Annotated in this window: 25 protein-coding genes; 19 read left to right on the forward strand and 6 right to left on the reverse strand. The window is 69.0% G+C overall.

Annotation, left to right across the window (positions count from 1 at the left end):
* Window position 1 precedes the first annotated feature (1 nt).
* The 9 genes from ACZ7MF_RS04660 (at window position 2) to ACZ7MF_RS04700 (ending at window position 6,442) form a co-directional block, all read left to right on the forward strand.
* On the forward strand, window positions 2–364 hold the full coding sequence (locus tag ACZ7MF_RS04660; RefSeq protein WP_471474485.1) for a TadE/TadG family type IV pilus assembly protein: 363 nt from the start codon (window positions 2–4) through the stop codon (window positions 362–364).
* A gap of 18 nt (window positions 365–382) precedes the next feature.
* A complete protein-coding gene (locus ACZ7MF_RS04665) occupies window positions 383–1,720 on the forward strand; it encodes a CpaF family protein (protein WP_471474487.1) in 1,338 nt (445 codons plus the stop codon).
* Between the two features lie 9 nt (window positions 1,721–1,729).
* Complete coding sequence (locus ACZ7MF_RS04670) at window positions 1,730–2,680, forward strand: type II secretion system F family protein (protein ID WP_471474488.1); 951 nt, start codon at window positions 1,730–1,732, stop codon at window positions 2,678–2,680.
* Between the two features lie 17 nt (window positions 2,681–2,697).
* A complete protein-coding gene (locus ACZ7MF_RS04675) occupies window positions 2,698–3,600 on the forward strand; it encodes a DUF5936 domain-containing protein (RefSeq protein WP_356860473.1) in 903 nt (300 codons plus the stop codon).
* 271 nt (window positions 3,601–3,871) lie between these two features.
* Window positions 3,872–4,069, forward strand: a complete 198-nt coding sequence (locus tag ACZ7MF_RS04680) for a hypothetical protein (RefSeq protein ID WP_471474490.1) — start codon at window positions 3,872–3,874, stop codon at window positions 4,067–4,069.
* Window positions 4,066–4,668, forward strand: coding sequence for a pilus assembly protein TadG-related protein (locus tag ACZ7MF_RS04685; protein ID WP_471475192.1), 603 nt, complete (start codon window positions 4,066–4,068; stop codon window positions 4,666–4,668). Before ACZ7MF_RS04680 ends, ACZ7MF_RS04685 begins: the two co-directional genes overlap by 4 nt.
* Window positions 4,669–4,700: 32 nt before the next feature.
* Window positions 4,701–5,279 (forward strand): hypothetical protein, encoded by a 579-nt coding sequence (locus ACZ7MF_RS04690; RefSeq protein ID WP_471474491.1) that lies wholly within the window; start codon window positions 4,701–4,703, stop codon window positions 5,277–5,279.
* Window positions 5,280–5,287: 8 nt separating this feature from the next.
* Window positions 5,288–5,899, forward strand: coding sequence for an OmpA family protein (locus ACZ7MF_RS04695; RefSeq protein ID WP_471474492.1), 612 nt, complete (start codon window positions 5,288–5,290; stop codon window positions 5,897–5,899).
* A 6-nt stretch (window positions 5,900–5,905) separates the two neighbouring features.
* Window positions 5,906–6,442 carry a hypothetical protein gene (locus tag ACZ7MF_RS04700; protein ID WP_471474494.1) on the forward strand — a complete coding sequence of 179 codons (537 nt, stop codon included), beginning with the start codon at window positions 5,906–5,908 and terminating at the stop codon, window positions 6,440–6,442.
* Between the two features lie 20 nt (window positions 6,443–6,462).
* Here the strand turns inward: ACZ7MF_RS04700 and ACZ7MF_RS04705 are convergent, their stop codons facing one another.
* Complete coding sequence (locus ACZ7MF_RS04705) at window positions 6,463–7,158, reverse strand: hypothetical protein (protein ID WP_471474495.1); 696 nt, start codon at window positions 7,156–7,158, stop codon at window positions 6,463–6,465.
* Between the two features lie 253 nt (window positions 7,159–7,411).
* Here ACZ7MF_RS04705 and ACZ7MF_RS04710 point away from each other — a divergent pair, with 253 nt between their 5' ends.
* Window positions 7,412–8,446 (forward strand): AraC-like ligand-binding domain-containing protein, encoded by a 1,035-nt coding sequence (locus ACZ7MF_RS04710; protein ID WP_471474496.1) that lies wholly within the window; start codon window positions 7,412–7,414, stop codon window positions 8,444–8,446.
* Window positions 8,447–8,693: 247 nt separating this feature from the next.
* Here the strand turns inward: ACZ7MF_RS04710 and ACZ7MF_RS04715 are convergent, their stop codons facing one another.
* Window positions 8,694–9,101 (reverse strand): DUF192 domain-containing protein, encoded by a 408-nt coding sequence (locus ACZ7MF_RS04715; RefSeq protein ID WP_471474498.1) that lies wholly within the window; start codon window positions 9,099–9,101, stop codon window positions 8,694–8,696.
* A 243-nt stretch (window positions 9,102–9,344) separates the two neighbouring features.
* Between ACZ7MF_RS04715 and ACZ7MF_RS04720 the strand changes: the two genes are divergently transcribed.
* The gene (locus ACZ7MF_RS04720) at window positions 9,345–10,007 is read left to right on the forward strand and encodes a hypothetical protein (protein ID WP_471474499.1); all 663 of its coding nucleotides are present in this window, start codon (window positions 9,345–9,347) and stop codon (window positions 10,005–10,007) included.
* A complete protein-coding gene (locus ACZ7MF_RS04725) occupies window positions 9,995–11,026 on the forward strand; it encodes a hypothetical protein (protein WP_471474500.1) in 1,032 nt (343 codons plus the stop codon). Before ACZ7MF_RS04720 ends, ACZ7MF_RS04725 begins: the two co-directional genes overlap by 13 nt.
* Before the next feature lie 496 nt (window positions 11,027–11,522).
* On the opposite strand, the gene ACZ7MF_RS04730 is transcribed toward ACZ7MF_RS04725, so the two are convergent.
* A complete protein-coding gene (locus ACZ7MF_RS04730) occupies window positions 11,523–12,449 on the reverse strand; it encodes an SUKH-3 domain-containing protein (protein ID WP_471474501.1) in 927 nt (308 codons plus the stop codon).
* Window positions 12,450–17,045: a DUF6531 domain-containing protein gene (locus ACZ7MF_RS04735; protein WP_471474502.1), complete on the reverse strand. Its 4,596-nt coding sequence runs from the start codon at window positions 17,043–17,045 to the stop codon at window positions 12,450–12,452.
* Window positions 17,046–17,342: 297 nt separating this feature from the next.
* Here ACZ7MF_RS04735 and ACZ7MF_RS04740 point away from each other — a divergent pair, with 297 nt between their 5' ends.
* Entirely contained in the window at window positions 17,343–18,011 is a 669-nt protein-coding gene (locus tag ACZ7MF_RS04740; protein ID WP_471474503.1) for a hypothetical protein, read from the forward strand.
* On the forward strand, window positions 17,999–19,036 hold the full coding sequence (locus ACZ7MF_RS04745) for a hypothetical protein (RefSeq protein WP_471474505.1): 1,038 nt from the start codon (window positions 17,999–18,001) through the stop codon (window positions 19,034–19,036). Before ACZ7MF_RS04740 ends, ACZ7MF_RS04745 begins: the two co-directional genes overlap by 13 nt.
* Window positions 19,037–19,068: 32 nt before the next feature.
* Here ACZ7MF_RS04745 and ACZ7MF_RS04750 read toward each other — a convergent pair whose 3' ends face one another.
* On the reverse strand, window positions 19,069–19,242 hold the full coding sequence (locus ACZ7MF_RS04750; RefSeq protein ID WP_471474506.1) for a Scr1 family TA system antitoxin-like transcriptional regulator: 174 nt from the start codon (window positions 19,240–19,242) through the stop codon (window positions 19,069–19,071).
* Between the two features lie 30 nt (window positions 19,243–19,272).
* Between ACZ7MF_RS04750 and ACZ7MF_RS04755 the strand changes: the two genes are divergently transcribed.
* The 5 genes from ACZ7MF_RS04755 to ACZ7MF_RS04775 all read left to right on the forward strand — a co-directional run bounded on the left by ACZ7MF_RS04755 (window position 19,273) and on the right by ACZ7MF_RS04775 (window position 23,006).
* Window positions 19,273–19,935, forward strand: coding sequence for a hypothetical protein (locus ACZ7MF_RS04755; protein WP_471474508.1), 663 nt, complete (start codon window positions 19,273–19,275; stop codon window positions 19,933–19,935).
* A 24-nt stretch (window positions 19,936–19,959) separates the two neighbouring features.
* A complete protein-coding gene (locus tag ACZ7MF_RS04760; protein ID WP_471474509.1) occupies window positions 19,960–20,091 on the forward strand; it encodes a hypothetical protein in 132 nt (43 codons plus the stop codon).
* A gap of 41 nt (window positions 20,092–20,132) precedes the next feature.
* On the forward strand, window positions 20,133–21,005 hold the full coding sequence (locus ACZ7MF_RS04765; protein ID WP_471474510.1) for an LLM class flavin-dependent oxidoreductase: 873 nt from the start codon (window positions 20,133–20,135) through the stop codon (window positions 21,003–21,005).
* Between the two features lie 223 nt (window positions 21,006–21,228).
* Window positions 21,229–22,173, forward strand: coding sequence for a MerR family transcriptional regulator (locus tag ACZ7MF_RS04770; protein ID WP_471474512.1), 945 nt, complete (start codon window positions 21,229–21,231; stop codon window positions 22,171–22,173).
* A 14-nt stretch (window positions 22,174–22,187) separates the two neighbouring features.
* Window positions 22,188–23,006, forward strand: a complete 819-nt coding sequence (locus tag ACZ7MF_RS04775) for a class I SAM-dependent methyltransferase (protein ID WP_471474513.1) — start codon at window positions 22,188–22,190, stop codon at window positions 23,004–23,006.
* 42 nt (window positions 23,007–23,048) lie between these two features.
* On the opposite strand, the gene ACZ7MF_RS04780 is transcribed toward ACZ7MF_RS04775, so the two are convergent.
* Window positions 23,049–24,254 carry a winged helix DNA-binding domain-containing protein gene (locus ACZ7MF_RS04780; protein ID WP_471474515.1) on the reverse strand — a complete coding sequence of 402 codons (1,206 nt, stop codon included), beginning with the start codon at window positions 24,252–24,254 and terminating at the stop codon, window positions 23,049–23,051.
* Between the last annotated feature and the right edge of the window lie 34 nt (window positions 24,255–24,288).

A 24,288-nucleotide genomic window follows, 5' to 3' on the forward strand; every position in this document is an offset into this window, starting at 1 on the left:
GATGCCGTACTCCCGCGAGCAACGGGCGAGGGACCGGGGCCAGGCGGCCATCGAGTACCTCGGCTTCCTCCCGATCCTGGTCCTCGTCGGCATGGCCGTCGTACAGCTCGGCCTGATCGCGTACACCGCCCAGCAGGCCGGTACGGCGGCCCGCGCGGGGGCCCGCAGCGCCTCGCTCCGGGAGAGCGCGGAGACGGCGTGCGCGTCGGCCGTCAGCAGCTGGCTGGCGGACGGCACCCGCTGCCCGGCGTCGTACGGCGGCGACGAGGTGACGGTCACCGCGACCGTCGACATCCCCTCGATCGTCCCCGGCTGGGACTTCGACCCCGCCACCCGGACCGCCACCATGCCGCTGGACCACTGACCGAGGAGCGACGGACGCATGAGCCTGCGCGCACGCATCCACTCCCCCGAGGAGCACGGCAGCCGGGGCGAGGACGGACACCTGGTCGCCTCCTACCGGGCCAAGCTCCTGGAGGAGATCGACCTCGCCGAGATGAGCTCGCTGGCGACGGCCGAGCGCCGGGCCCGCCTGGAGCGGGTCCTCGGGCACATCATCAGCCGCGAGGGCCCGGTCCTCTCGACGGTCGAACGCTCCCAGCTGATCCGCCGGGTCGTCGACGAGGCGCTCGGCCTCGGCATCCTGGAACCGCTCCTGGAGGACGCGTCGATCACGGAGATCATGGTCAACGGCCCCGACGCGATCTTCGTCGAACGCGCGGGCCGCGTCGAGAAGTTGCCGATCCGCTTCGCCTCCCACGACCAGCTGATGCAGACCATCGAGCGCATCGTCTCGACGGTCAACCGCCGTGTGGACGAGTCGAACCCCATGGTCGATGCCCGCCTCCCCTCCGGCGAGCGCGTGAACGTCATCATCCCGCCGCTCTCCCTCACCGGCGCCACCCTCACCATCCGCCGCTTCCCCCGCTCCTTCACCCTCCAGGAGCTGATCGGCCTCGGCTCGCTCGACGAGAACATGCTCTACCTGCTGGCCGGTCTCGTGCAGGCCCGCTTCAACATCATCGTCTCGGGCGCGACGGGCACCGGGAAGACCACCCTCCTCAACGCCCTCTCCGGCCTCATCCCCGAGTCCGACCGCATCATCACCATCGAGGACTCGGCCGAACTCCAGCTCCAGCAGGCGCACGTCATCCGCCTGGAGTCCCGCCCGCCCAACGTCGAGGGCCAGGGCCGCATCACCATCCGCGACCTGGTCCGCAACTCGCTGCGCATGCGCCCCGACCGCATCGTTGTCGGCGAGGTGCGCGGCGGTGAGTCCCTGGACATGCTCCAGGCCATGTCCACGGGCCACGACGGCTCGCTGGCCACCGTCCACGCCAACAGCGCCGAGGACGCCCTGATGCGGCTGCAGACCCTGGCCTCGATGTCGGACGTGGAGATTCCCTTCGTCGCCCTGCACGACCAGATCAACAGCTCCGTCGACGTCCTGATCCAGCTCACCCGCTTCGCCGACGGCGCCCGCCGCATCACCGAGATCGCCCTGCTGGCCAGCCACGGCGGCGAGCCGTACCGGCTGGCCACGGTCGCCCGCTTCAACGCCCGCCCGATGACCGGCGACGGCCGCGTCCTCGGCGCGTACGAGTACCACCCGCTCCCGCACCGCACCGCCGAACGCCTCTACATGGCGGGCCAGCCCATCCCGCAGGTCTTCGGCGTGGCCCACACACCGGACCAGCTCACCATCCGAGAAGCCAGGTAGGACCGCCCGATGGAACCGGAACTCGACACGCTCGTCACGCTCACCACCGGCATCACGCTGCTGACCTGCGTCCTGGCGGTCGTCGGCCTGCACTCCTACGCCGCCGGGAAGGCCCAGCGCGCGGCCCTGGTCGACCGCCTCACCGCGACCGGCCAGGCACCGGCGGCCGGACGCCGACGCCGCTTCCCGACCCTGGACCGCCGCCTGCGCCGCACCGGGCTCGGCCGGAACCTGGAACGGCGCCTGTCGGCGACCGGCCTGGACGTGACCCCCGGCGAGTTCTTCGCGTACATGCTGGCGACGGTCGCCGGCCTGTGGCTGATCGGCCAGGCGGCCCTGGCCCCCTTCTTCGGCCCTCTGGCGGGCCTCCTCGGCATCGGCGTAGCGATCCAGTTCCTCAACTGGCAACGCCAGAAACGCATCGAGAAGTTCATCAACCAACTCCCCGAACTCGCCCGCATCCTCGCCAACGCCACCCAGGCCGGACTCGCCCTGCGCACCGCCATCGGCATGGCCGCGGAGGAACTGGAGGCCCCGGCCGGCGAGGAACTGGGCAAGGTGGCCGACCAACTCGCCATCGGCGCCTCGATGGACGACGCCCTCGGCGAACTGGCCGGCCGCCTCCCCTCCCGCGAACTGGTGGTCCTGGTCACCACCCTCGTGCTCTCCAACCGCGCCGGCGGCCAGGTGGTGGGCGCGCTGCGCAACCTGACGGAGACCCTGGAGGAACGCAAGGAGACCCGGCGCGAGGTCCGCACCCAGCTCTCCCAGGTCACGATGACGTCGTACGCCGTCCCCGTCCTGGGCGTCGGCTCGTTGCTCCTGATGAACGGGGTCAAGGACGGCGCCCTGGAACGCATGACGGGCTCCCCGGCCGGCCAGGCCGCGGTGATCACCGCCTTCGCGCTCTACGCCGTCGGCTTCGTCCTCATCCGCCGCCTGTCCCGCATCGACGTCTGAGAGGGGGAGACAACGACATGGGTCTGGAACTGCCCGGCATACTCCTCGCCCTCCTCATGGCCCTGGCCGTCTGGGGCGTCTTCGCCGGTATCCGCATGTACCGGGCGGAGGCGAAACTCCCCGACGACCTCGCCCTCGCCCTGGAGGTCGGCGCCACCCGCACCGGCGCGGCGCACTCCCTCATCGACCGCATGGGCATGCGCTACGCCCCCGCCGTACTGCGTCTGATGGGCCCGGCCCTGGTCGCCAGGTACCGCCGCAGGATCGACCTGGCCGGCAACCCCGGCGGCCTCACCATCGACCGCTACGCCGCCCGCCGCGCGGTCTACGGCTTTCTGGGCGCGCTCGGCTTCCTGGTCTTCCTCCTCCGCGGCCAGTACCTGGTCGCCCTCCTCCTGCTGGCCTTCGGCGCCTTCTGGACGGAGGTGGGCATCTGGTCCGCGATCCGCATCCGCAAGGACGTCATCGAGCGCACGCTCCCCGACTTCCTGGACGTCCTCGCGGTCGTGGTCAGCGCGGGCCTGGGCTTCCGCCAGGCCCTGGACCGGGTGTCCACGCGCTACGAGGGTCCCTGGGCCGACGAACTGCGCATCACGCTCCGCCAGATGGACCTCGGCATGAGCCGCCGGGAGGCCTTCACGGAGCTGCGCCGGCGCAACGACTCCGAGCAGGTGGCCATGTTCGTGACGGCACTCCAGCAGGGCGAGGAACTGGGCGCCCCCATCGTCGACACCCTGGTCTCCCTGGCCAAGGACATGCGCCGCACGGACGCCCAGAACGCCCGCCGCAAGGCCGCCCGCGCGGTCCCCAAGGCCACGCTGATGATCACGACCTTCATGGTCCCGGCCACGATGATCCTCCTCGGCGCCGGCCTGATCCTGGGTTCGGGGACGGACTTCGGAACGATCACGGGCGAGTAGGGGAGTGCGACTGCACATGAACAGGAGACGACAACTACCGGCACCCAATGACCCATTGGCCTCACTTCGCCGCAATACCTTTCGCATTTGCAATCCATTGTGGGACAGTCGTTACCTGGTACTCCCGACAGGTCGAGGTCCCAACCGAGCGCAAGGGAGGTGGAGATCGTGGACGCCCTGACGTCCGGCACGACCAGCCAGCAGATCACCGCCGCCCACCCGCACGTTCCGCACGAGGAACGCGGCTTCGCCCACCCTGGAGGGGAACACCATGACCAACTGGCTTCACACCGCCGCCGCATACCTGCACGCCCGCACCGCCCCCCGACACGACAAGGGCCAGACGGCGGTGGAGTACCTGGGAATCATCGCGGTCGTGGTGGCGATCGTGCTGGCGATCACGGGGACGGACATTGGCGAGACGATCTACAACGCGATCACGGACAAGATCGACGAGGTCATCGACTGACGCGGCATCGCAGCCAATGGGATTCAGGGCAGGCCTTCCCCGTCTACATCACGGTAGTGGCAGGCCTGCTCTTCCTCGCGCTCGCGTATTTCGCGGTCGGCCAGGCCGCGACTAACCGCAACGGAGCGCAGACGGCAGCTGATGCGGCCGCCCTCGCCGCAGCGCAGGAAACCCGCGATCAGCTTGCGGGGGAGTGGGTGGACAACGTGTCGGACCCCGCCTCGTGGGAGCGCATCTTCGATGGCTTGGGAACGGGGCCCAGCGACTCATGTTGGCGTGCCGCTCAACTCGCGGCGCAGAACGACGCCCAGGTCGATAGTTGTGAGCCGGATGGGCCGCTCCGATACAGGGTCGCGGTTACGGCAGATGATTCGGTCGGGGAGTCGATTGTTCCCGGTACGGAGGACAAGCACGCGCAAGCATCTGCCGCCGCCGTGATCGAACCCAATTGTGAATTCGAGCTGCCCGGCGGGGACGGGAAGGACGACGTACTTCCCAAGATCACCTGCAATGATCAGGACTGGGAACTGGATCCGGAGGATCTCCCAGAGTTGCCGAAGCCCCAGGACCTGTTCGACGTTCATCTGGCCGACAGTTGATCGGGACGACGAGTGACGAAGGGAGCGGAGCCATGGGCATCCGGTTCGCCGTGAAGGTCCGCAACGGAGCGACCGCCTTGACTTTCGCGGTCGGGTTGACCCTCTGCGTGGTCGGTTGCAGCGGTGGGGGCGGTGACGACAACAAGGCGGAGGCATCGGCATCCGCCACAGCAGGGGAGCGGTCGGACCCCACGGCGCAGGAGGGCACCGACTCTCCGCTGGCCGAACTCAAAGGCGAGGACGGCCTGCTGCTGACTATCGATACCGCCGAACGCGACGCGGGGGGTTTCGTGACAGTGAGCGGCGAGATCAAGAACGACGGTGCTGAGGCGGCGCGCGTCCCGATTCAGACCAGGGGCGACGAGACGGAGATCATGCGCCACGGTGTATCACTCGGCGGCGCAACTCTTGTGGACCCGGCGAAGAAGAAGCGCTACTACGTGCTGCGCGACACCGACGGCCGACCCTTGACGACCACAGACATGCCTCGGATCAAGCCAGGAGCGTCCATCCCCGTCTTCATACAGTTTCCGGCGCCCCCGACCGACACGGTCAAGGTCACCTTCCAACTCCCCACTTTCGCCTCTGCGCCCATTGAGATCTCGGGATGAAGCGAACGATGCAGTACAGCCGTGTCACAGTGCTCCTCACGACGTCCGTACTGACGGCCGCAAGCGTTGGCGTGAGCCAGTCCTACGCAGCTGACGACCCCCCGGGCACGGAACCCTCCGCCACCGCCCCCGTCGAGGTGGACCCCAACGACCCCGACCTGAAGCTCCCGGACGGCGCCACGCTCGCGCAGGCGAAGGTGCTGGACATCAAGTCGGTGGTGGAGGAGCAGAGCGGCGACGAACGCCGCGAGGACACCAACACCAGCGTGACACTCGCGCTCCAGGCCGAGGTGCTGTTCGGCAAGGACAGCTCGAAGCTCGGCGCGGAGGCGAAGTCCCGCATCAGAGGCATCGCCGACGAGATCAGGACCCAGAACGCCACAAGAGTCCGCGTCTTCGGCTTCACCGACGACCTCGGCTCCTCCGCCCACGGCGACGTACTCTCCAAACGCCGAGCCAACGCCGTACACGACGTCCTGTCCCAGTCCCTCAACGACGCCGGCATCACCTACGAGGTCCGCGGCTACGGTGAGCAGTACCCCATCGCCGACAACTCGTCGGAGGCCGGTCGCAAGAAGAACCGCAGGGTCGAGGTCTCTTTCCCCCGCACGGAGCCCTGACGGACCATGAGGTACCCAATGCGCCCCCGCCCACGTCCCACCCGCACCGCCCTGATGGCCCTCGCGGCGCTGACGGCCCTCACGGCGACCGCGTGCGGCAGCACCCACGAAGCGGACGACGAGCCACCCCGAACGCCCCGGGCGAGCCCCACGACATCCCGCCCCGCACCGGAGCCCCCCTCCGCGTCGCCGGCGGACGGCACCGACGTCAGCGCCTGCACCGACGGCAACTGCGAGATCGCGGTGACCGAGCCCGTGACCATCCACTTCCGGGGACCGGGCGACGACGGCCGGGCAACGCTCTCGGTGACGACCGTCGGCCCGAACGAGATCGAGTACGAGGTGACGTCCGGCAACACCCGGTCCAAGGGCGGCGCGAGCGGCCCGGGCCAAGGCTGCCTCACCTACCTCCGTGACCGCGGCAGCGGCAACTCCTGCGGCAGCCTCGACAGCGCCGGCCCGAGCCCGCGGCCCGACGCCGTGGTGATCCAGGCGACGACGGGCACGGACGGCACGGCACTCCTCCACATCGTCTCGCCCTGAGGAAGTCCCCCTCGCGTACGTCACCCCGTGGTGACGTCGATCAGTAGGTTCTTCCGTGCGGTCGCGAACAGGCGCGTCTGCTCGGCCAGCCGCTGCGAGGTCGCCTCGGTGTCGACCAGCAGTTGGTACACGTAGCCGGCCTTCCCGGCGACGAAGACCTCCAGACGCTTGCGCGGTTCGCTCTGCTTCTCCCAGTGGTAGTCGATCTCCAGCCAGATGGCGTCCCGACCGTTCTGGCGCGTCTTGTGCGTGGTGACCTCCACGTCGGCCATCGACGACTCGGAGGTGTCGCGATACCAGTCCAGCTGCCCGGCGGAGGCCGCCCGAGCGGTTGAGCCGTACGTCGTGTCCCGCTTGACGGTCAGGTCGTAGCCGCCGTCCGGGGAGCCCCAAGAGCTCTGCAGCTCGCTGGCGGGCTTCTCGCCCCATCCGTCCGGTCGACCGAAGCAGACGGTCAGGGCGGGGACCTCGACCCGCCGCCACCCCTTGGGAAGAGACGACGAGCAGGACGAGGCCGAAGGCGCGGTCGAAGAGGGCGCCGTAGAGGAAGCCGTATCCGATGCCGTATCCGAAGCCGAAGGCGCCGCGGCTGGCGCTGCATCGGACGACGAGCCGGAGTTCGCCACGCTCCGGCCGATCGGCGAAGAGTTCCCGATCAGAGGTATCCCGAAGACCGCCAGGAGGAGCCCCGCGACGGCCGTGATCGCCGAGACCACGGCCGCCACCTCCCCCATCCGCCGCCCTGGCGAGGCGCCGCCACCCGAACCGCTCAAATCTCCTACCGAGCCTCTCTGTCACCGATCGGGCTCACTACCGTCCGGTACACCCGCACCCCCTGTCCTCGGCCGAGCGCGCAGACTTCCTTGACGATCGGCGCACGACCGCCGGAACTGACTGGCCGAGCGCTCCCGCGGGGCCGGAAACCGGCGGACAATGCCGGGAGACGAGCGACTGCGGCGGGGGACAGCGGTGGAGCAGACCGGAACGGGGGAGGCGTCGGTGTTCCTCTCCACGGACAGCGTCAGCGGCCCGGAGGGGTTCGGCTGGTGGGGCGACATGGTCAGCAGGGCGGTGATGCCGGTGTCGATGGCCAGCGAACACGCCGACCGCTTCAAGGGCGAGGTCACCATGCTGGAACTGGTGGACACCGACTTCTCGGCCTTCTCCTTCTCCCCGATGTCGGCGCGCCGGACCCCGGACCACATCCGCGCGTCCGACCCGGAGAACTACTACCTCTTCCTCGTCCACGGCAGCCCGATCGGCCTGGAGCAGCGCCGCAACAACGCCCTCCTCCGCGCGGGAGACGTGGCCCTCTTCGACACCTCACAGCCGCTGGCCTGCGATTTCCAGGATCAGGGCCGCCCCTCGCGGGTGAGCGTGCTGCGGCTGCCCCGAGCCGCCCTGCCGTTGCCCGGTGACAGAACGGACCGCCTGGTGGCCACGCCGCTGCCCGCCCGCACCGGTTCGGGCGCGCTGCTCACCGCCTACCTGGCCGGACTGCGGGAGAATGCCGCGCACTGCGGTCCGACGGAGCTGCGCCGCCTGGGAACCATGGCCCTCGAACTCGCGGTCACCTTCCTCGCCGCCCGCCTCGACACTCCTCCGGCGTTACCGGTCGAGAGCCGCAGGCGGGTGCTCCTCGCCCGTATAAACGCCTACATCGACCACAACCTGCACGATCCGGACCTGGGCCCGGCGACGACGGCCGCCCACCACCACATCTCGATACGCCTGCTGCACGCCCTCTTCGAGGAGGAGCCGGAAACGGTCAGCGCCACGATCCGCCGCCGCAGACTCGAACGCACCCGGACCGACCTCGGCGACCCCCGCCTACGACACCGCACGATCGGCGAGACAGCCGCCCGATGGGGTTTCCGCCACCCCGCCGCCTTCAGCCGCACCTTCCGCGAGGCATACGGCATCTCCCCGACCGAAGCCCGAACTGCACTCCACGACAAACAGCCGGCGAAACTGCACCGAGCGGGGGAGAAGCCCAAGAGATGACACCGAACGGCACGGGGGCGCCCGAGGGCAGACGCTCCTGGGAACGTTCACCGGCCCGAAGCGGACCACCGCAGGGCGGACCCGGCGACCCCCGCACGGCGCACGGTGACAGCTCATGGCACACGACGCGGAGCGTGCCATCCATCGTGGTCGTCGTCCTCATCGTCATCTGGACGGTCCTCGCCGTGCAGTGGAAGGAGAAGGACTTCGAGGGATGCGGCGACCAGGCCGTCGATGTCACAGACGACTAGCCCCGCCGACCAGTTCCGCCGGCCGAATCTGCCCGGCCCTGCACGATCTCCACCCGCGCCCCGATCCGCACCCCCCACGCACCCATCGCCCCGGCCTCCGCCTCCAGTACATGCCGCGCCCGCAACCGGGGCAGCCCCAGCCTGCCCGGCCGCATCGTGCGCACGGCGATGACGTTGAGCCGCCGGTCGAGGTAGGCCACGTCGATGGCCATCCGCATCCGGAACGTGTGCACACTGTTGGCCGGGCTCAGGAGCATCGCCCCGTCGACCGAGTCGCGCCCCAACAGCCCCTTGGTCCGCGCACGGTAAGAGCTCGCGATCTCCAGCGGAACCCGAACCTCCTCGCCGTCCGACCCCGCCACGGCCAAGACCCCCACCCCGTCCCGCCACCGCCGCCGTCCCATGCAGATGCCCTCCCTACGGCCCCGTCGCCCCCGCTGAAGGTATCCGCCGCGGAGTGGATGACCGCCGGGCCCCTTTGCTGCTTCCGGTGCGTTGCGGAACCGTTATGGCCCAAGAAGCCGCAAGTGCTGTGGGTTTGAACTCCCGGGTGGCCGGGGGAGACAGGCGTCACCCTGGTGCCGCCCGTCCCCGGTGGATAGCGTTGCTTCGCTGAAGAGAAGCCTCGCCCCACCCAGGAGTCGACAGTGAATCGCCGCCGCCCCACCCTCCTCGCAGCGCTCACGCTGACCGCCACAGCGGCCTTGACGCTGTCCGCGTGCGGAAGCGACGACGACAGCCCCGGCAAGGGGGAGGACCAGATCGCGGGGGCTGACACGAGCAGTGAGCCGTCGACGTCACCGAGCGAAACGGCTGCGGCCCAGCCGGAGCGGCCGGAGATCGCATTGCCCGCCGACGTGACGTACAAGTTCGAGTGGGACAGCACCGGTGACCCGGTTAAGGACGCCGTGCTGCACGATGCCGAACAGCGCATCCGGGCCGTGGACATGGCCATTGCCGAGCAGGACCCACTGCACAAGGCGTATCGCTTCTACTCCGAAGGCGAGGCGGCCGCGGGGAGCGAGAAGTACATTCAGGACTTTGTGGACCACGAGGCTCGTACGACGGGCGTGACCCGCTACTACAACGAGAGCGTGAACGCCAAGGACGACGGTACCGCCGCCCTGGTGTACTGCGAGGACCAGAGCAAGTCGTTCAACAAGTTCCTCAAGACGGGGAAGGCTGACGTCACGTCGGTGACGAAGGACAGCTACGTCCTGTATGCGAGCACGCTGCGCAAGAACAGCAAGGGCGTCTGGGTGACGGAGCGACTGGTTTCGGAACGGGGGAGTGCGAAGTGCCAGCCTTGAATCGTCGAAATGCCTTGATACTGCCTGTGGGGCTTGCCGCCCTACTCCTCGCTACCGCTGGTCCAGCCCATGCGGAGAAGGGATTCGGCGGTGCAACGGATGGGCAGACGGAGCAGCACGCCGACACCGGCAACGACGGGACCGTTTCCGTCACCGTAGGCGGAGTCGTCTTCGATCGTTCGAAGAACGGGAGCGGTGATTCGGTCGGTGCGGTGACGTCGTCCACGTCCTGGAGCCCGCCGGCGTGCTGGTATGCCCCGAAGTACACGCCTGAGGAGTTGCAGGATTACCTGGAACCCATCTGGGAGGCCGAGTCCACGGGATACGAGTGGGATGCCAAGCAGCGGGAGAAGTACAACGCCAAGGATGAGAAGAAGGGCTTCAACAAGGACAAGACCGGCAAGGGTTTCTGGTGGGGTTCGTATGTGAATGAGAGCTTCCCGCCCGGCTGGGACAAGTGCGACACGGACTACTTCTGGGTGGACACGGGCGACCCGCCTCCCGCGGACAAGGAGAACGCCGTCACCCCGGAAGTCCTCGCCGAGCTCGCCTACGCGGAGATCCGGGTCCCCGGCACCGAGGTGACGCTGGCGCCCGCCGCGGCGACGAAGGTGAACCTTCCGACGTGGGCGTGGCTGGACGGCGCCGAATTCAAGCCGGTGTCGGTCACCGCGTCCGTGGAGGAGATCGGCATCGAGGCGACTGCCATGGCCGAGCCGGTCTCGTTGCAGATCAAGCCGGGCACCCCGGACGCCGAGACCTACCCGGCGTCAGGAGTCTGCGCGATCAAGGACGGGCGTATCGGCGCTCCGTACGAGAAGGGCAAGGCGAACGACGCACCGCCGTGCGGGGTGAAGTACCTGCGTTCCTCGGGCGACGGGACGTTCCCGCTTCAGGCGACGGTCACGTGGGAGATCCACTGGACCGGCAGCGGTGGGGCGGGCGGAGACCTTCCCGACGGTACGTTCGGCGCCACCCAGGACGTCGTCGTGCAGGAGATCCAGGCCGTCAACCGCTGAGCAGGGATGGCCCACGGGGGCGCTCGCCTCCGGGCCGGGCGGAGGTCGCCAAGCCGAGTGGGTCGGGAGTCGAGGGCCTGTCACACGCGTAGGGGTTCGTGGCGAACTCGGGCTGATCTCCTGAACGGAACGACCGTTGACCGGGTGAGCAGGTCGAGGATCGTAGCCGTCGAAGTGCGAGGGGAGACAACGGCGCGCAACTGCCTCGCCTGGGTGATCGCGGTCGGCCACTCCTCCGGCTTCCCGCGAGTGATCCGGGCAAGCATGTCGGAGTTGTCGGTAACTCCCCATTGCACGAGATCATTGGCATGAAACCCATGGTCGCCCAATTCGTGTCGGACCGCGATCAGTTCCTTTCTTCTCAGGCTGCGATGATCACGTGGCTGGGGACGCTGCCCCCGTTTACATACACGGGAGTCACGCTCGTCGTGACAGTGTCCCGTCGCTGTCCCCCGGGACAGACGGGGGCGGCCCTCATTCCGCAGGGACCTGTCGTTCAGAGCCGGGTGATGAGACGGGCCAGAGCCTCTTCCGGAGTGGGGGCCAGTAGCCAGACGTCGTCCATCCCGGCGTACACCGCGCCGTCATCCGCCATGGCCAGGTACTGGTTACCCCGGTCACGCATCCCAAGTGGGTAGAGGTCGACGCCTGCTCGCTCGGCCAGGGCATCGATGATCTCGGCGTCCCAGATCGCGAGCAATGGGTCCAGAGAGAACTCCATCCACGGCGCCGAGCCACTCGGCTCGGAGTGGGGCACTGCGGGTACTCCCAGTGCGCCGAACTCGGCCAGGAAGCGTCGGGCCGCCTCGTGCATCTCGAACTCGCCAGTCTGCATCAGCACCGCCTCCCAAGTCCCGGTGGGTACCGACCGGCCGGGGAGCCAGCCACCCGCACGCAGAACCCGGTCGGTGTCGGAGCCTCCCTCCAGACCGCGGAGTCGCTGCCAGAAGCCGTTCTCGTGGGTCGCTTCCGTCGGTGTCCACAGATCAGACCGAGTACGCTGCGCCTGCACCAGGCCGTCCAGCCCACTCAACCGCTCCGCACCGTCCCTGATCAGGTACAGGGCCCCGTCCTCGCCGAGACCCAGCAGGCTGGCACCCTGGTCCGCCGTGCCCACGGGACACAGGGGCACTCCCGTCTGCAGGCCCGCTCTCGCGAACCGTTCGTCCTGCCAGGCGGCCCGCAGGGGGTCAAAGCGGATGGCTGAGGAGGTGGTGACGGAGTCGGCAGGCCAGCCGTAGGTCGTCAGCCCCCCGAACTCGGCGAGGAAACTACGAGCCGCGTCGTGTGTCTCGTAGGGTCCACGCTCGCGCAGGATTGCCTCCCAGGTCTCTGTGGGTACCCTGCGACGCGGTTGCCAGCCGGCCCGGCGTAGCACGGCCTCGGTCCCCGGTGACCATTCGCGGTTCCGGTCCTCACTCACTCACATCACCCACGTCACACCCAGTTGCTCAAGAACATCCTGACAGGAGGAGCAGGCCGCTTTCGGTGTGCCGTGTACGGGATTGCCCGCCGCACGTACGTTCACCGCCGCCATCACGCCGCCCCTGGGATCCACCCCGGCTCTCATGGCCTTCGACAGAGCTTCGGCCTCACCGCACTTCGAGTGAGCTCCACGGACCTCCTCCTTGATGTGGTCCGGAACCCGATCATAGGCAGCCTGCACATCGGGATGGAGATCGTGGTTGCCTCCGCCCTTGATGCTGGCGCCGTCGAAGGGTTGCTGGTGCCCCGGTACCGACAACCCGGCCGCGCTGGTCGGTCTGGTGTTCTTGTTTGCCCCCGGCGTCGCCTGTTCCGCGTCGGCCCGCTTGGCTGCAGCGGCGCGGGCTGCCTCCTCGCACGAGGGTGCCAGCCCGAAGGGATCGACGGCTGTGAAGGGGTTGGGTACGTACGTGCGTGGGTTCGGCCCAGGAGAGAGGCCCAACGGGTCCAGGGAAGCGTATTGGCCAGTCTCCGGGTCGTAGTGTCGCTGGTAGTTGTAGTGGAGTGCCGTCTCCGGGTCCGCGTACTGCCCCGGGAAGCGTAGCGGGCAGTAGGCGTCGTCCTGGCCAGGAGCAGGCAGAGGGGCGCCCCACACCGCGGTTCGGGATTGCCAGGCCACGACCCCTGGCTCAGTGACGAGTTCTGTCGGTGTCCCGACCAGGTCCGTGACGATGGAGTAAAACCGGTCGTCGACCCATTCCTGGGGCACGTCCGGCGACGCCACCCGTTCGGTCTGTGTGAGGGGGCTGAAGCGATCCCGCTCCCACTCCCAGACCGTGCACCTGGGCGTCTCCCCGAGAGCACGGGTCATCTGTTCGGCCAGGACGAATCCGTCCCAGACGAACGTGGTTTCCTCTACCACGGTTGTTCCGTCCGGGCCCAGTCGCCGTTTGGCGATCCGACGTCCGAACGGGTCGTAGGCGTACGTCCACATCGTGCCGTCCGGGGTGGTGACCCCGATCAGTCGGTCCTGGCTGTCCCAGGTGTAGCGCCATACGTCGGGTTTCCGGGACAGCCGTTTCTTGCGCCGCACTGTGACGCGGCCCTGATCGTCGTACTCGTATGCGATCTCTGCTGCGCGACGCACCGGCGAATGTCCGTCGTTCGGTGCACGACCAGCGGGCGTCGTGAGCCGCCACTCGCCCTCGGTGACATTGCCCGCCGCGTCGTACGCGTACCGCTCGGACCAGGTGGATGCCTGTACCCCTGTGACTCGTCCCTGGCGGTCGACGTTGATGACGCGGTCGCCCCGCAAGAGGTCGTTGATCGAGGCGACCGTGCCGTCCGGTCGGTAGTTGTAGGAGCGGTGCTGGAGAAGTTGCGGTGTGTCCTCGCGGTTCGGCCCGGAGCCCGGGTCGGTCGCGGTCAGAGTCTGTGTGCCGAGCCGACCGGCTGTGTCCCACGTCTGAGTGAGAGCCACACCGCCGACGCGCCGTTCGGTCTCGCGCCCCGCCTGGTCGTAGGCGAAAGTCAGCGTCCTGCCAGCCGTCCGTAGCAGCACGGGGTGGTCGTGTCCGTCGTACTCCCAGACGCTTTCCGCGGCGGAGGGCGTTAGGCGGCCTATGCGCCTGCCCAGGATGTCGTAGGTCGATCGGACAGTGGCTCCGTTGCAGGTCTCGGCGAGGATACGGCCGCGAGCGTCGCGCTCGTAGACCAACTTCACACCGGGACCGGTCACCTGGCGGACCTGGCCGAGGGGGTCGTACTCGTAGTGGGTGACGCCTTCGGGGCCCCGCTGCTCCGTGATCCGTCCGAAGTCGTCGCGAACGTACTCGGTACTCTCGTTCGCACCGTTGGTCTGGCCGACGAGGTGACCGATCGCGTCGAAGCGGTATCTCTGTACGCGTCCGGAGAAGTCCCGCTCCCGGACCATGCGGCCGGCCGTGTCGTAGAAGTACTCCCAGGCGGCGCCCCGCTGGTTGGTCACCGAGGTAACGCGCAATTGGCTGTCGTAGGCGAACCTGAGGCGCGAGCCATCGGGGTCGGTGCGTGACACGAGCAGGTCGAAGCCACCGTAGTCGAAGCGGGTCACCCGGTTCTCTGCGTCCGCGTACTCGACGAGATTGCCCTCGGGGTCGTACCGCCACCGTTCACTGGTCCCGTCCGGCAGATCGAGCCCGAGCCGACGACCTTCCGCACTCCAGCTAAGCCGGGCGACCTGCCCTTCGGGGTTCGTGTGCGCGACGATCCTGCCGACGGCATCCCGCGCGTAGCGGGTGACTCCACCCTCGGCGTCGGTGGCCACGAGCGGGAGGCCCGCCGCGTCGGGCTCCAGCAGAGCGGTGCGTCCGAGTGCGTCGGTGACGGCGACGAGGGCGCCGTCGTCCCGGTACCGGTACTCGACTCGGGCTCCAGTGGGGTCGGTCTCGGCGGTCAGATTGCCTCGGCTGTCGTACTCCGTGCGCCAGGTGTGGCCATCGGCCTGGACGACCGTGACGGGGAGTCCCCACGCGTTGTTTACAGCCGTTTCCCGCAGGCCGTCGGGCCGGACGACGCAAGTGGGGGCACCCAGGGGGTCGTAGGAGTAGCGGGTTGTCCGGCCCCGTGCGTCCGTTCGACTGAGCAGGCGGTCGTACCGGTCCCAGGTAGAGCGCGTGGTGTGACCGAGCGGGTCAGTGAGGGCGATGACCTGGTACAGCTCGTTCCACTGGTAGGTCGTGGTGTTGCCGAGAGCGTCCGTGTAATGCGTCTCGTGACCATCGCTGTCGTACGCGATGCTGCAGCGCAGCAGGCCGTCGCTGCCCTCTCCGGCGACGCAGCGGTCCTGGTCGTCATACGTGAAGCGGTATCCGTAGCCGTTGCGGTCAGTCCAAGAGGTGATGCGCCGGCGGTCGTCGTACTCGAATCGCAGAGGCAGACCGCTGGAGTCGCGGACCGCTACGAGGTCGCCGTCGGGGCTGTAGTCGAACCTTCTGACGACGGTGCCGAGAGTGCCCCCGGCACCATCGCGCAGGCGCAGGGCGGTGACGCGTCCGTCATCGGTATCCACGCGGACGTACCGGCCACCAGCGTCGCGTACCGCAATCGGAGTTCCGTCGGCTTCGCGGTCGATGTCGACCCGATAGCCGTTGCGGTCTGTCAGAGCTACGAGGAGAAGAGTGAACGCCCCCTCGCCCGGCGTTGGTTGCCGTGGCGGCGCGAAGCAGCGGGTGACCCCGGTGAGCGGGTCGGTGATGTGGAGGGGCGTTCCGGGTGTGCCGTCCCAGTCGAGGGGGAGGCGTGGCCCCTCTGCCGGCATAACGGATGTCCCCGGGGACGGGACCGGGTACAGAAGGATCATGCCGTCTTCGGCGGCGAAGGCAACGCCCTCGTCGTCCAGGACGAGGCGTTCGTCGAGTGTGGAGGCCCAGGACGGCCCGAAGGAGCGCCCCGATCGGTAGGACGACAGGTGGGTACGTCTCAGAGCCAGGGGGAGCAGACCCGGGAGTTCGACGTCGGTCTCGGTCATATACATCTCGCCGGAGACCATGTCAATGGGGTCGCCGTTCAGACAGCGGCTCTTGCCCGGCTTGCCCGCCGCCAGGGCGTTGTCTGCCTCCCTGCGCAGGCCTTTCTTGCCCAGCCCCTTGGCCATGGCCTTCAGGCCGACCTTGCCCAGTGCCTTCGCGCCCTTGGCGAGTCCGCCGAGGGTGGTGAGCCCCTTCATGCCGGGTATGCAGTCCAGGGCCGCGAACCCGACGTCCCACAGGGATGCCTGGCCCTTGCTGTATTTGTAGAGCGTGTCCGCGAGGACGACGAGGGCGGCGACCAGGACGATCGCGCCGAGGATCGGCCCGCCGATGATCATCGCGACGATGCCGACGACCGCGACGACCACCTTGCAGACCGCGACGATCGAGTCCCAGTTGTCGGAGAACCAGTCGCCGACGTCCTCCCACCACGACCGGTTCTGGATACCGGCGTCGGACGCCTCGTCGATCTTGCCCTTGGCCTCCCGCGCCGCGTCCTCACGCATCTTGCGCGCGTCCTCGGCCATCTTCTTCGCCGCGTCCAGTGCACCCTGCGCCGAGTCGACCGCCGACTGCGCGTTGGTCTGCGCGGTCCTGGCGTGCTGCGCGTCACGGGTGGCGGCACGCACCTTCGCCTCGTCCGGCTTGTCCGCGTCCGACTTGCTGCCCGTCGGGTCGTCCTTGTACTTGTCCGCCTCCTTCGACGCCCGCGTCACCCACGAATCCGCCGAGGACAACTTCGACTGCGCCGACGCCAGGTCCTGACGGGCCTCCCGCGCCTTGACCAGCGCCCGGTCCGCCAGCGCCTGCGCCCGCTCCAGCTTCGGCCAGAAGTCCGCGAGCGCATCGCCGCACATCCCGTACGACTTCTCCAGCTTCCTGAGGTTCTTCGGAACGCCCGAGAACTCCTCCTTGAAGACCGTCGCCGACTTGCCCGCCCACTCCGCGAGCGTCGACTCCCCCGCCATCCCCTTCACCAGACGCAACGCCTCCGAGACGTCGTCGGCGAAATCGTGCAACGTCTTCGCGAGCGTCCGCACCCGCTGCGGATCCCCCGGGGTCGGGTCCTTGTCCAGGTCCAGCACATGCCAGTCACTCGGCCTGTGGCCCACCATCCCGCAACCCCCGTCGGCTCACGCGTCGCACCAGCGCCTCGATCGCACAGGTGAAGTTACAACGTGAGACGGTGCGGCAAAAGCGCGCTTGATGAGACATCGGGTGGTGGCGGACAGCTGCTTGCCTCCTGCCGCCCGGATGTGGGGGAGGGGTGTGGCCAGTGGCTTGTCGACGTGCTGCCACGAGCCATTGCTCTGGTGCCGCCTGTCCCCGATGGATAGCGTTGCTTCGCTGAAGAGAAGCCTCGCCCCACCCAGGAGTCGACAGTGAATCGCCGCCGCCCCACCCTCCTCGCAGCGCTCACGCTGACCGTCACAGCGGCCTTGACGCTGTCCGCGTGCGGAAGCGACGACGACAGTCCGGACAAGGGGGAGGACAAGATCGCGGGGGCGGACACAGGGGGCAAGCCGTCTGCCCCGCCGAGCCCGTCCTCCTCGTCCACTGCGGCCGCCGGCCGACCCGAGGTGGAGCTTCCGCCGGACCTGAAATTGACCTTCGAGGGCGCAAAGACCGGAGACCCGGCAAAGGACGCGGTACTTGCCGACAACGCGGAGCGAATGCGCGCCGTCGACGCCGCGATCGCCGGAACGGACCCCGAGGCCAAGGCGCTCGGTTTCTACAACACGGGGAAAGCCCTGGAAGCAGCCGTGTCGTGGGTCGGACAGTTCGAAAAGGCCAACGCCACTGTGACAGGTCAGGTTCGGTACTTCGATCGGAAGGTCGAACTTAGGGGCAAGACCTCAGCTGCCCTCACGTTCTGCGCGGACGAGAGCAAGGGCTTCAGCAAGGACAAGAAGACCGGCAAGGTCGCCAAGACGCCCGTCACCAAGAACAGCTACGTCCAGTACAACACCAGGCTCGACAAGAATGACGAGGGTGTCTGGCAGACGTCGCAGATCATTTCTACGAGGGGGGCGGCCCAGTGCCAGCCGTAGTGAGGGTGTCGGTGTGCGCGATGGTGCTGGCAGGTACGACCGTGCTGGCCTCGAGCCCTGCAGCTTGGGCCGACATAGTGCCAGGTGGGGAGGGTACGGGGTCTGAGACTCAAGTGGACGGGGACAAAGGGGATCAGTCGGTCTCGGCGACCGCCGGTGCGGTTGTCTTCCAGCGTTCCAAGAACGGCTCCGGGGCGTCCGTGGGGCCGGTGGCCGCTGCGACGAACTGGACACCGCCTGCTTGCTACTACGCCCCGAAGTACACCCCGGAGCAGCTCCAGAAGGTAAAGGAGCCCGTCTGGGAGGCCGAGTCGACGGGCTATCAGTGGGATGCCGACCAGCGCGACAGGTATGTGAACGGGAAGCCGTACAAGGACTTCAACAAGGAGAAGGCCGGCGAGGGCTACTGGTGGGACTCCTACGTCACGCCCGGCCGGGAGGGTGACCCAGGGGCGCTCGACTGCAAGGAGGAGACCTTCTGGGTGGACACCGGTGACGACCCGCCGGCGGACATCCCGCAGGCGATCACGCCGGAGGTCCTCGCCCAGCTGGCCTACGCGGAGATCCGCGTCCCCACCACCGAGGTGGAGCTGAGGCCCGCGGGGGCGACGAAGGTGAACCTTCCGACCTGGGCATGGCTGGACGCGACGGACTTCAAACCGGTGTCGGTGACGGCTTCCGTGCCCCTGCTGCACGTCGAGGCGACGACCACGGCTGAGCCGGTGTCGGTGAAGATCGATCCGGGTACGGCGGACGCTCAGGCCTACCCTGCATCCGGGGTGTGCGAGGTCGTGAACGGCCGCATCGGTGAGCCCTACGCCAAGGGGAAGGCGGACGAGACGCCGCCCTGTGGAGTCAAGTACCTGCGTTCGTCAGGCGACGGTTCGTACCAGCTGAGGGCCACAGTCACCTGGAAGATCCACTGGACCGGCACCGGTGTGGCAGGGGAGCAGCCGCTGCCCGACGGTGACTTCGGAGGAGAGCAGGACGTCGTCGTCCAGGAGATCCAAGCCGTCAATCGCTGAGCGGGTTCGCCAGTTCCGCGGGCGGCAGTTGCTCAGAGCTCACGGACTACACCCATGCACGCAGGCCAAGTAGGAGAGCGGGCAGCTCGGCGGTAAAAGGCGGCACGCGCGTACTCCTCGATCTGCAGCAGACCGGGCACGTGCATGACCTGCCACGCGCGGCGGCGGTGCCGCTCGACCCCGGTGGATAGAGTTGCTTTGCTCAACAGAAGCCTCGTCCCACCCCGGAGCTGACCGTGAATCGCCGCCGCCCCACCCTGCTCGCAGCGCTCACGCTGACCGCCGCCGCGGCCCTGACGCTGTCCGCGTGCGGAAGCGACGACGACGGTCCCGCAAAAGGCAACGACAAGATCGCGGGTGCCGACACGGGTAGTGAGACGTCAGCCGCCCCGAGCCCGAGCTCGACGGGTACCGAAGGCCGACCGGAAATCACGTTCCCTTCCGACGCGAAGAACGTTTTCGAGTACGAGAAGACCGGAAACGCCGCGAAGGACACGGCTCTTGCGGACAGCACGCTGAGCGTCAACTCCGTCGATGAGGCCATTTTCGAGGGGAGCACCGACACCAGGGCTCTCGGCTTCTACAACACCGAGTCAGCTTTGAGTGACTCGATCACGTATGCGTTGGGGTACATCAACGAGAAGCACACGTGGGTGGGTGAGACTCGGTACTTTGACTACAAGGTCAGCCTCTCCGGAGATCACGAGGCATACGTCACTTACTGCTCGGACGAGAGTAAGTCGTTCATCAAGGACAAGAAGACAGGGAAGGTCGAGGATACGCCGACAACGGCGGACAGCTACGTCCTTTACAAGGCAAAGCTTACGGAGAACGCTGAAGGCGTTTGGCAGACGACCGACATCGCGTCAAACCGGGGGAGTAAAGACTGCCAGCCATGAGTAGGCCACTGAGGGGTGTGAGCGTTGTCGTGGCCACCCGCGGGCAAGGAGAACGCCGACACCCCGAAAGTCCTCGCCGAGCTCGCCCACCCGGAGATCCGCATCCTCGGTACCGGGTTGGCCGGTCCGGCGGCGGTGAGGTGGCCGGACTCGTAATGGTGTTGAACGGGGGCCTCGGCCGAGGGTAGGAAGGCCGCATGACTGGACTCGGTGCCGTGTTCCGCCCCCAGCTCGCCCCCGAGCGGCTCCGTGCCGTGGCTCGCGTCGCCGATGAGGTGGGGCTCGAAGAGTTGTGGCTGTGGGAGGACTGTTTCCGGGAGGGCGGGATCTCCACGGCCGCCGCCGCCCTCGCGTGGACCGAGCGGGTGCGGGTCGGGGTCGGGCTGTTGCCCGTGCCGTTGCGGAACGTGGCCGTCACCGCGATGGAGGCCGCCACGCTGCACCGGATGTTCCCCGGCCGCCCCGTCCTCGGCGTGGGACACGGGGTGCAGGACTGGATGGGGCAGGTCGGGGCGCGGGTCGAGTCGCCCCTGACGCTGCTGCGGGAGCATCTCGTGGCGCTGCGGGCGTTGTTGGCGGGAGGGCGGGTGACCTCGACGGGGCGCTACGTCCGTCTTGACGACGTCGCGTTGGACTGGCCGCCGGAGCAGCCCGTCGAGGTGCTCGCCGGCGCCACCGGGCCGCGCTCGCTGCGGCTGGCCGGTGAGGCCGCCGACGGCACCGTGCTCACCGCGAACACTCCGCCCGACGGGGTGCGCCGCGCCCGGCGGCTCATCGACGAAGGGCGGTCGGCGAACGGGCGGACGGACGCGCACCGGGTCGTCGTGTATCTCCTCGCCGCCACCGGAGCCGGCGCCCGTGACCGGCTTCGGGCCGAACTGGTCGCCGAAGGCGTCGGGGCGGTGCCGGATCTCGGGGCCGCCGGAGACGCGGAGGCCGTTGCCGACGCCGTGCGGCGGTTGGCCGAGGCCGGGGCCGACACCGTGATCCTCCAGCCGACCGGGGACGAGCCCGATCCGGAGGGGTTCGTCCGGTTCGCCGCCGAGCGGGTCCGGCCGTTGGTGGACTAACGGTGGTCATCGGTGACCGGCGTGACCAGCGGTGGCCCTTCGACCGCTGGGACGGCACCGCACCGCACCGCACGGCACGCGGTCGACTGGGGGATCAGACGTCTCACGCGGCACCGGGCCGGGGCGACCGGTTTCCGGAGCGGTGAGTACGGGTTGCACCTTCCGTAGCGGCATGTGGTCCGGTGGACGTGCGTCCCGACATCGTGAGGAAGGGTCCCTGCTCATGCGTTCGTCTTTCATGCCACCCCGCCGGGTCAAGATCGGTGACGCGGCGGCCTTCGTCGGCAGCACGCCACGAGCGATTCGCCACTACCACGAGATCGGCCTGCTCCCCGAGCCCGAGCGGGGCGGCGACGACCGCCGCCGCTACGGGTACGAGGACATGATCCGCCTGCTGTGGATCCGCAAGATGGCCGACGCCGGGATCGCCCTGGACGACATCCGTGACGCCTTCGCCACCGACACGGCTTCCACCGGTGCGGACGGTGTGGACAGCGGAGACGGTGTCGCGGGCATCCTGGAGCGGTTGGAGGAAACCCTCGCCGAGCGGGAGGCGGAATTGCGGCGGCAGCAGGCCGCCGTGCGGCGGATGCGTGCCGAGGGCAGTCGGATGGGCCTGCTCTCCGACTTCGTCACCGAACGCCTCAAGAGCCTCCCCGACGGCTCGCTACGGCAGGCGGACCTCGACAGTCTGCTGGTCACCGAGCGGATCTTCGGCGCGCTCGGCGCGGCCGTCCAGGCCACCCGCTTCATCGTCCTGGCCACGCATCCCACCCTGCGGGAGGAGTCCGACCGCATCGACGACGCCGAGGAGGCACTCGACGACAGTGTCGCCGTCGATGATCCACGGGTGGCTCAAGTGGCCGCCGAGCGGCGTGACTTCGAACGCGCCCTGGAGGCCGCCATCGAGGAGTCCGGCCTGGGTGCGGACGACGATGCCCTCTTCGACGCCTGGGACACCTTGCACCCTGCCACCGACGGTGACGGCGATGCTGAGTCCATGAGCGTCGTCGCAGCCATCGGCAGGATGCCCTACGACTTCTCCCCGGCCCGCCTGCGCTGTATGGAACTGGCCGAAGAACAGGCAGCGGAGCAATCCGCGGACGGTTCCGCGGAACGGTCCGCCGAACGATCAGACCAAGAAATCACCGCTACCCAGAGCTATTGAGCGGAGCCTTCTTCATGACGTCCCCTCCCCGCCCCAGCACCTTCGACCGCCTCGTGGCCGAAGGCGCCGCCGTCCCCACCGAAGGGTGGGACTTCTCCTGGTTCGAAGGGCGGGCCACCGAGGCACGGCCCTCCTGGGGGTACGCGCGGTCCATGGCCGGGCGGCTGGCCGGGGCCACCGCCGTACTGGACGTGCAGACCGGGGGAGGGGAGGTGCTGGACTTCGCCCTCGAAGCCGCCGGACCCGGCCGGGCCCCGCTCGTGGCTGCCACCGAGGGCTGGGCGCCCAACGTCGCCAAGGCCACCCGGCTGCTGCGACCGCGCGGAGTCCCGGTGGTCGCCTCGGCCGACGACGCCCCCCTGCCCTTCGCGGACGGCGCCTTCGACCTGGTCGTGAGCCGGCATCCCGTCGAGCCGCACTGGGACGAGGTGGCCCGCGTGCTCATGCCCGGCGGCACCTACTTCGCGCAGCACGTCGGGCCTGCCAGCGTCTTCGAACTCATCGAGTACTTCCTCGGGCCGTTGCCCGAGGACAGCCGCCGGCACCGTGACCCCGAGCGTGAGCGCGCCGACGCCGAGGCGGCCGGGCTGGAGGTCGTCGGGCTCCGGGCGGAGCGGCTGCGGATGGAGTTCCTCGACATCGGTGCCGTGGTCCACTTCCTGCGCAAGGTGGTGTGGATGGTCCCCGGGTTCACCGTCGAGGCGTACCGGGACCGGCTGCGCGACCTGCACGAACGCATCGAGTCCGACGGGCCCTTCGTCGCCCACAGCTCCCGTCATCTCTTCGACGCGCGCAGGCCGGATGCCACGAGCCGACCCGGCACACAGCCCTGACACCCACCTGACGGTCCTGGACCCGGGACCGGGCCCGCGTCCTCACGCGTGCGCCCCGACCGTCACCTCCCCGATCACCAGCTCCGCCGCCGCCTCCAGTACGGCCCCCACCCGTTCCGCGCAGTCCGCCAGCTCGCGTTCCTGCCGTGCCGTCAGGCGGGCCAGCGGTTCGACCGTGAGCGTCGTACGGCGGCCCCGGCGGCGCTGGTGCCAGACGCCCGCCGCGACCCCGTCGACCAGGAGCACGGGGAAGTTGCCCGCCTGGCCGCCCGCCAGCGCCCGCCGGTAGGCGGCCCCCGGGAAGAGCAGTTCCCGCGGCTGCGCGGCGACGACGTACGCGTCGAAGTACGGCAGTAACCGCACCCCGCGCAGCAGTCCGTCCCGTTCCGGGGCGTCGGGGAAGTCGGTGTCGCCCGCCGCCACCCACGCCGGGGCGCCCTCGAAGCGGACCTCCTCGATCTCGCCCGCGGCGGCCAGCTCGGCGTAGCGGGCCCTCGCCCAGCCGGGTGGTGCGGCCAGCCAGCGGGCGAAGTGCTGGGGCGTCGCCGGTCCGTACGCGTACAGGTATCGGCGTACGAGGAGCCGTGACGCCTCCTCGGGCGACAGCGGGGTGAAGTGGGGCGGCCGGGTGTACGTCACCCTGCGGCCGCGGTTCGGGCCGAAGGACAGGGCGCCGCACTGGCCGGCCCGGTGCAGGACCTGGCGCCAGCGGGGCCACATGGTCTGGAAGGCGGGCATGACCAGGTCGCCGGCCCACGGGCCGGTGCGGGCGACGACCTCCTCGCCGAGTTCGTCGATGGTCAGGAAGGCGCCGTCGAGCGCGTCGGCGATCGCGGCCACGACCTGCCCGGCCTGCTCCCCGGTGAGGCGTACGTCGGTGGGGAAGGCGGCCGTGCCGGCCGGGATGGCGGGGAGCGCGGCGCACCACATCGGCAGGTCGCGGGCCGGGAGCAGATGCACCGTCCCGCGCGGGCCGTGCGTCTTCACCAGCGCCGGCGCGGGCGCCGGCGCGGGTGGCGCGAGCGGAGCGGTGGGCCACAGGGCGTCGCGTACGTCCGTGCGGGTCACGCCGTCGGCCCGCAGGCCGACCGACAGCTCGGCCGCGGACAGTACCTGGGCGTGGACGCCGAGCATCGCGGCGGCCACGTCGGCGACGGGTGTGCCCGTTCGGGCGCGCCTGGCCAGGAACTGCCGTTGCAGGCGTCGTGCGCTCGCCGCGGCCCAAGTGATCCCCGTCGTCTTCGTCATGAGGCGACGTTAGGGGAGAAGTAGGACGGATACC

Source organism: Streptomyces sp. NPDC111628 (assembly GCF_055635195.1).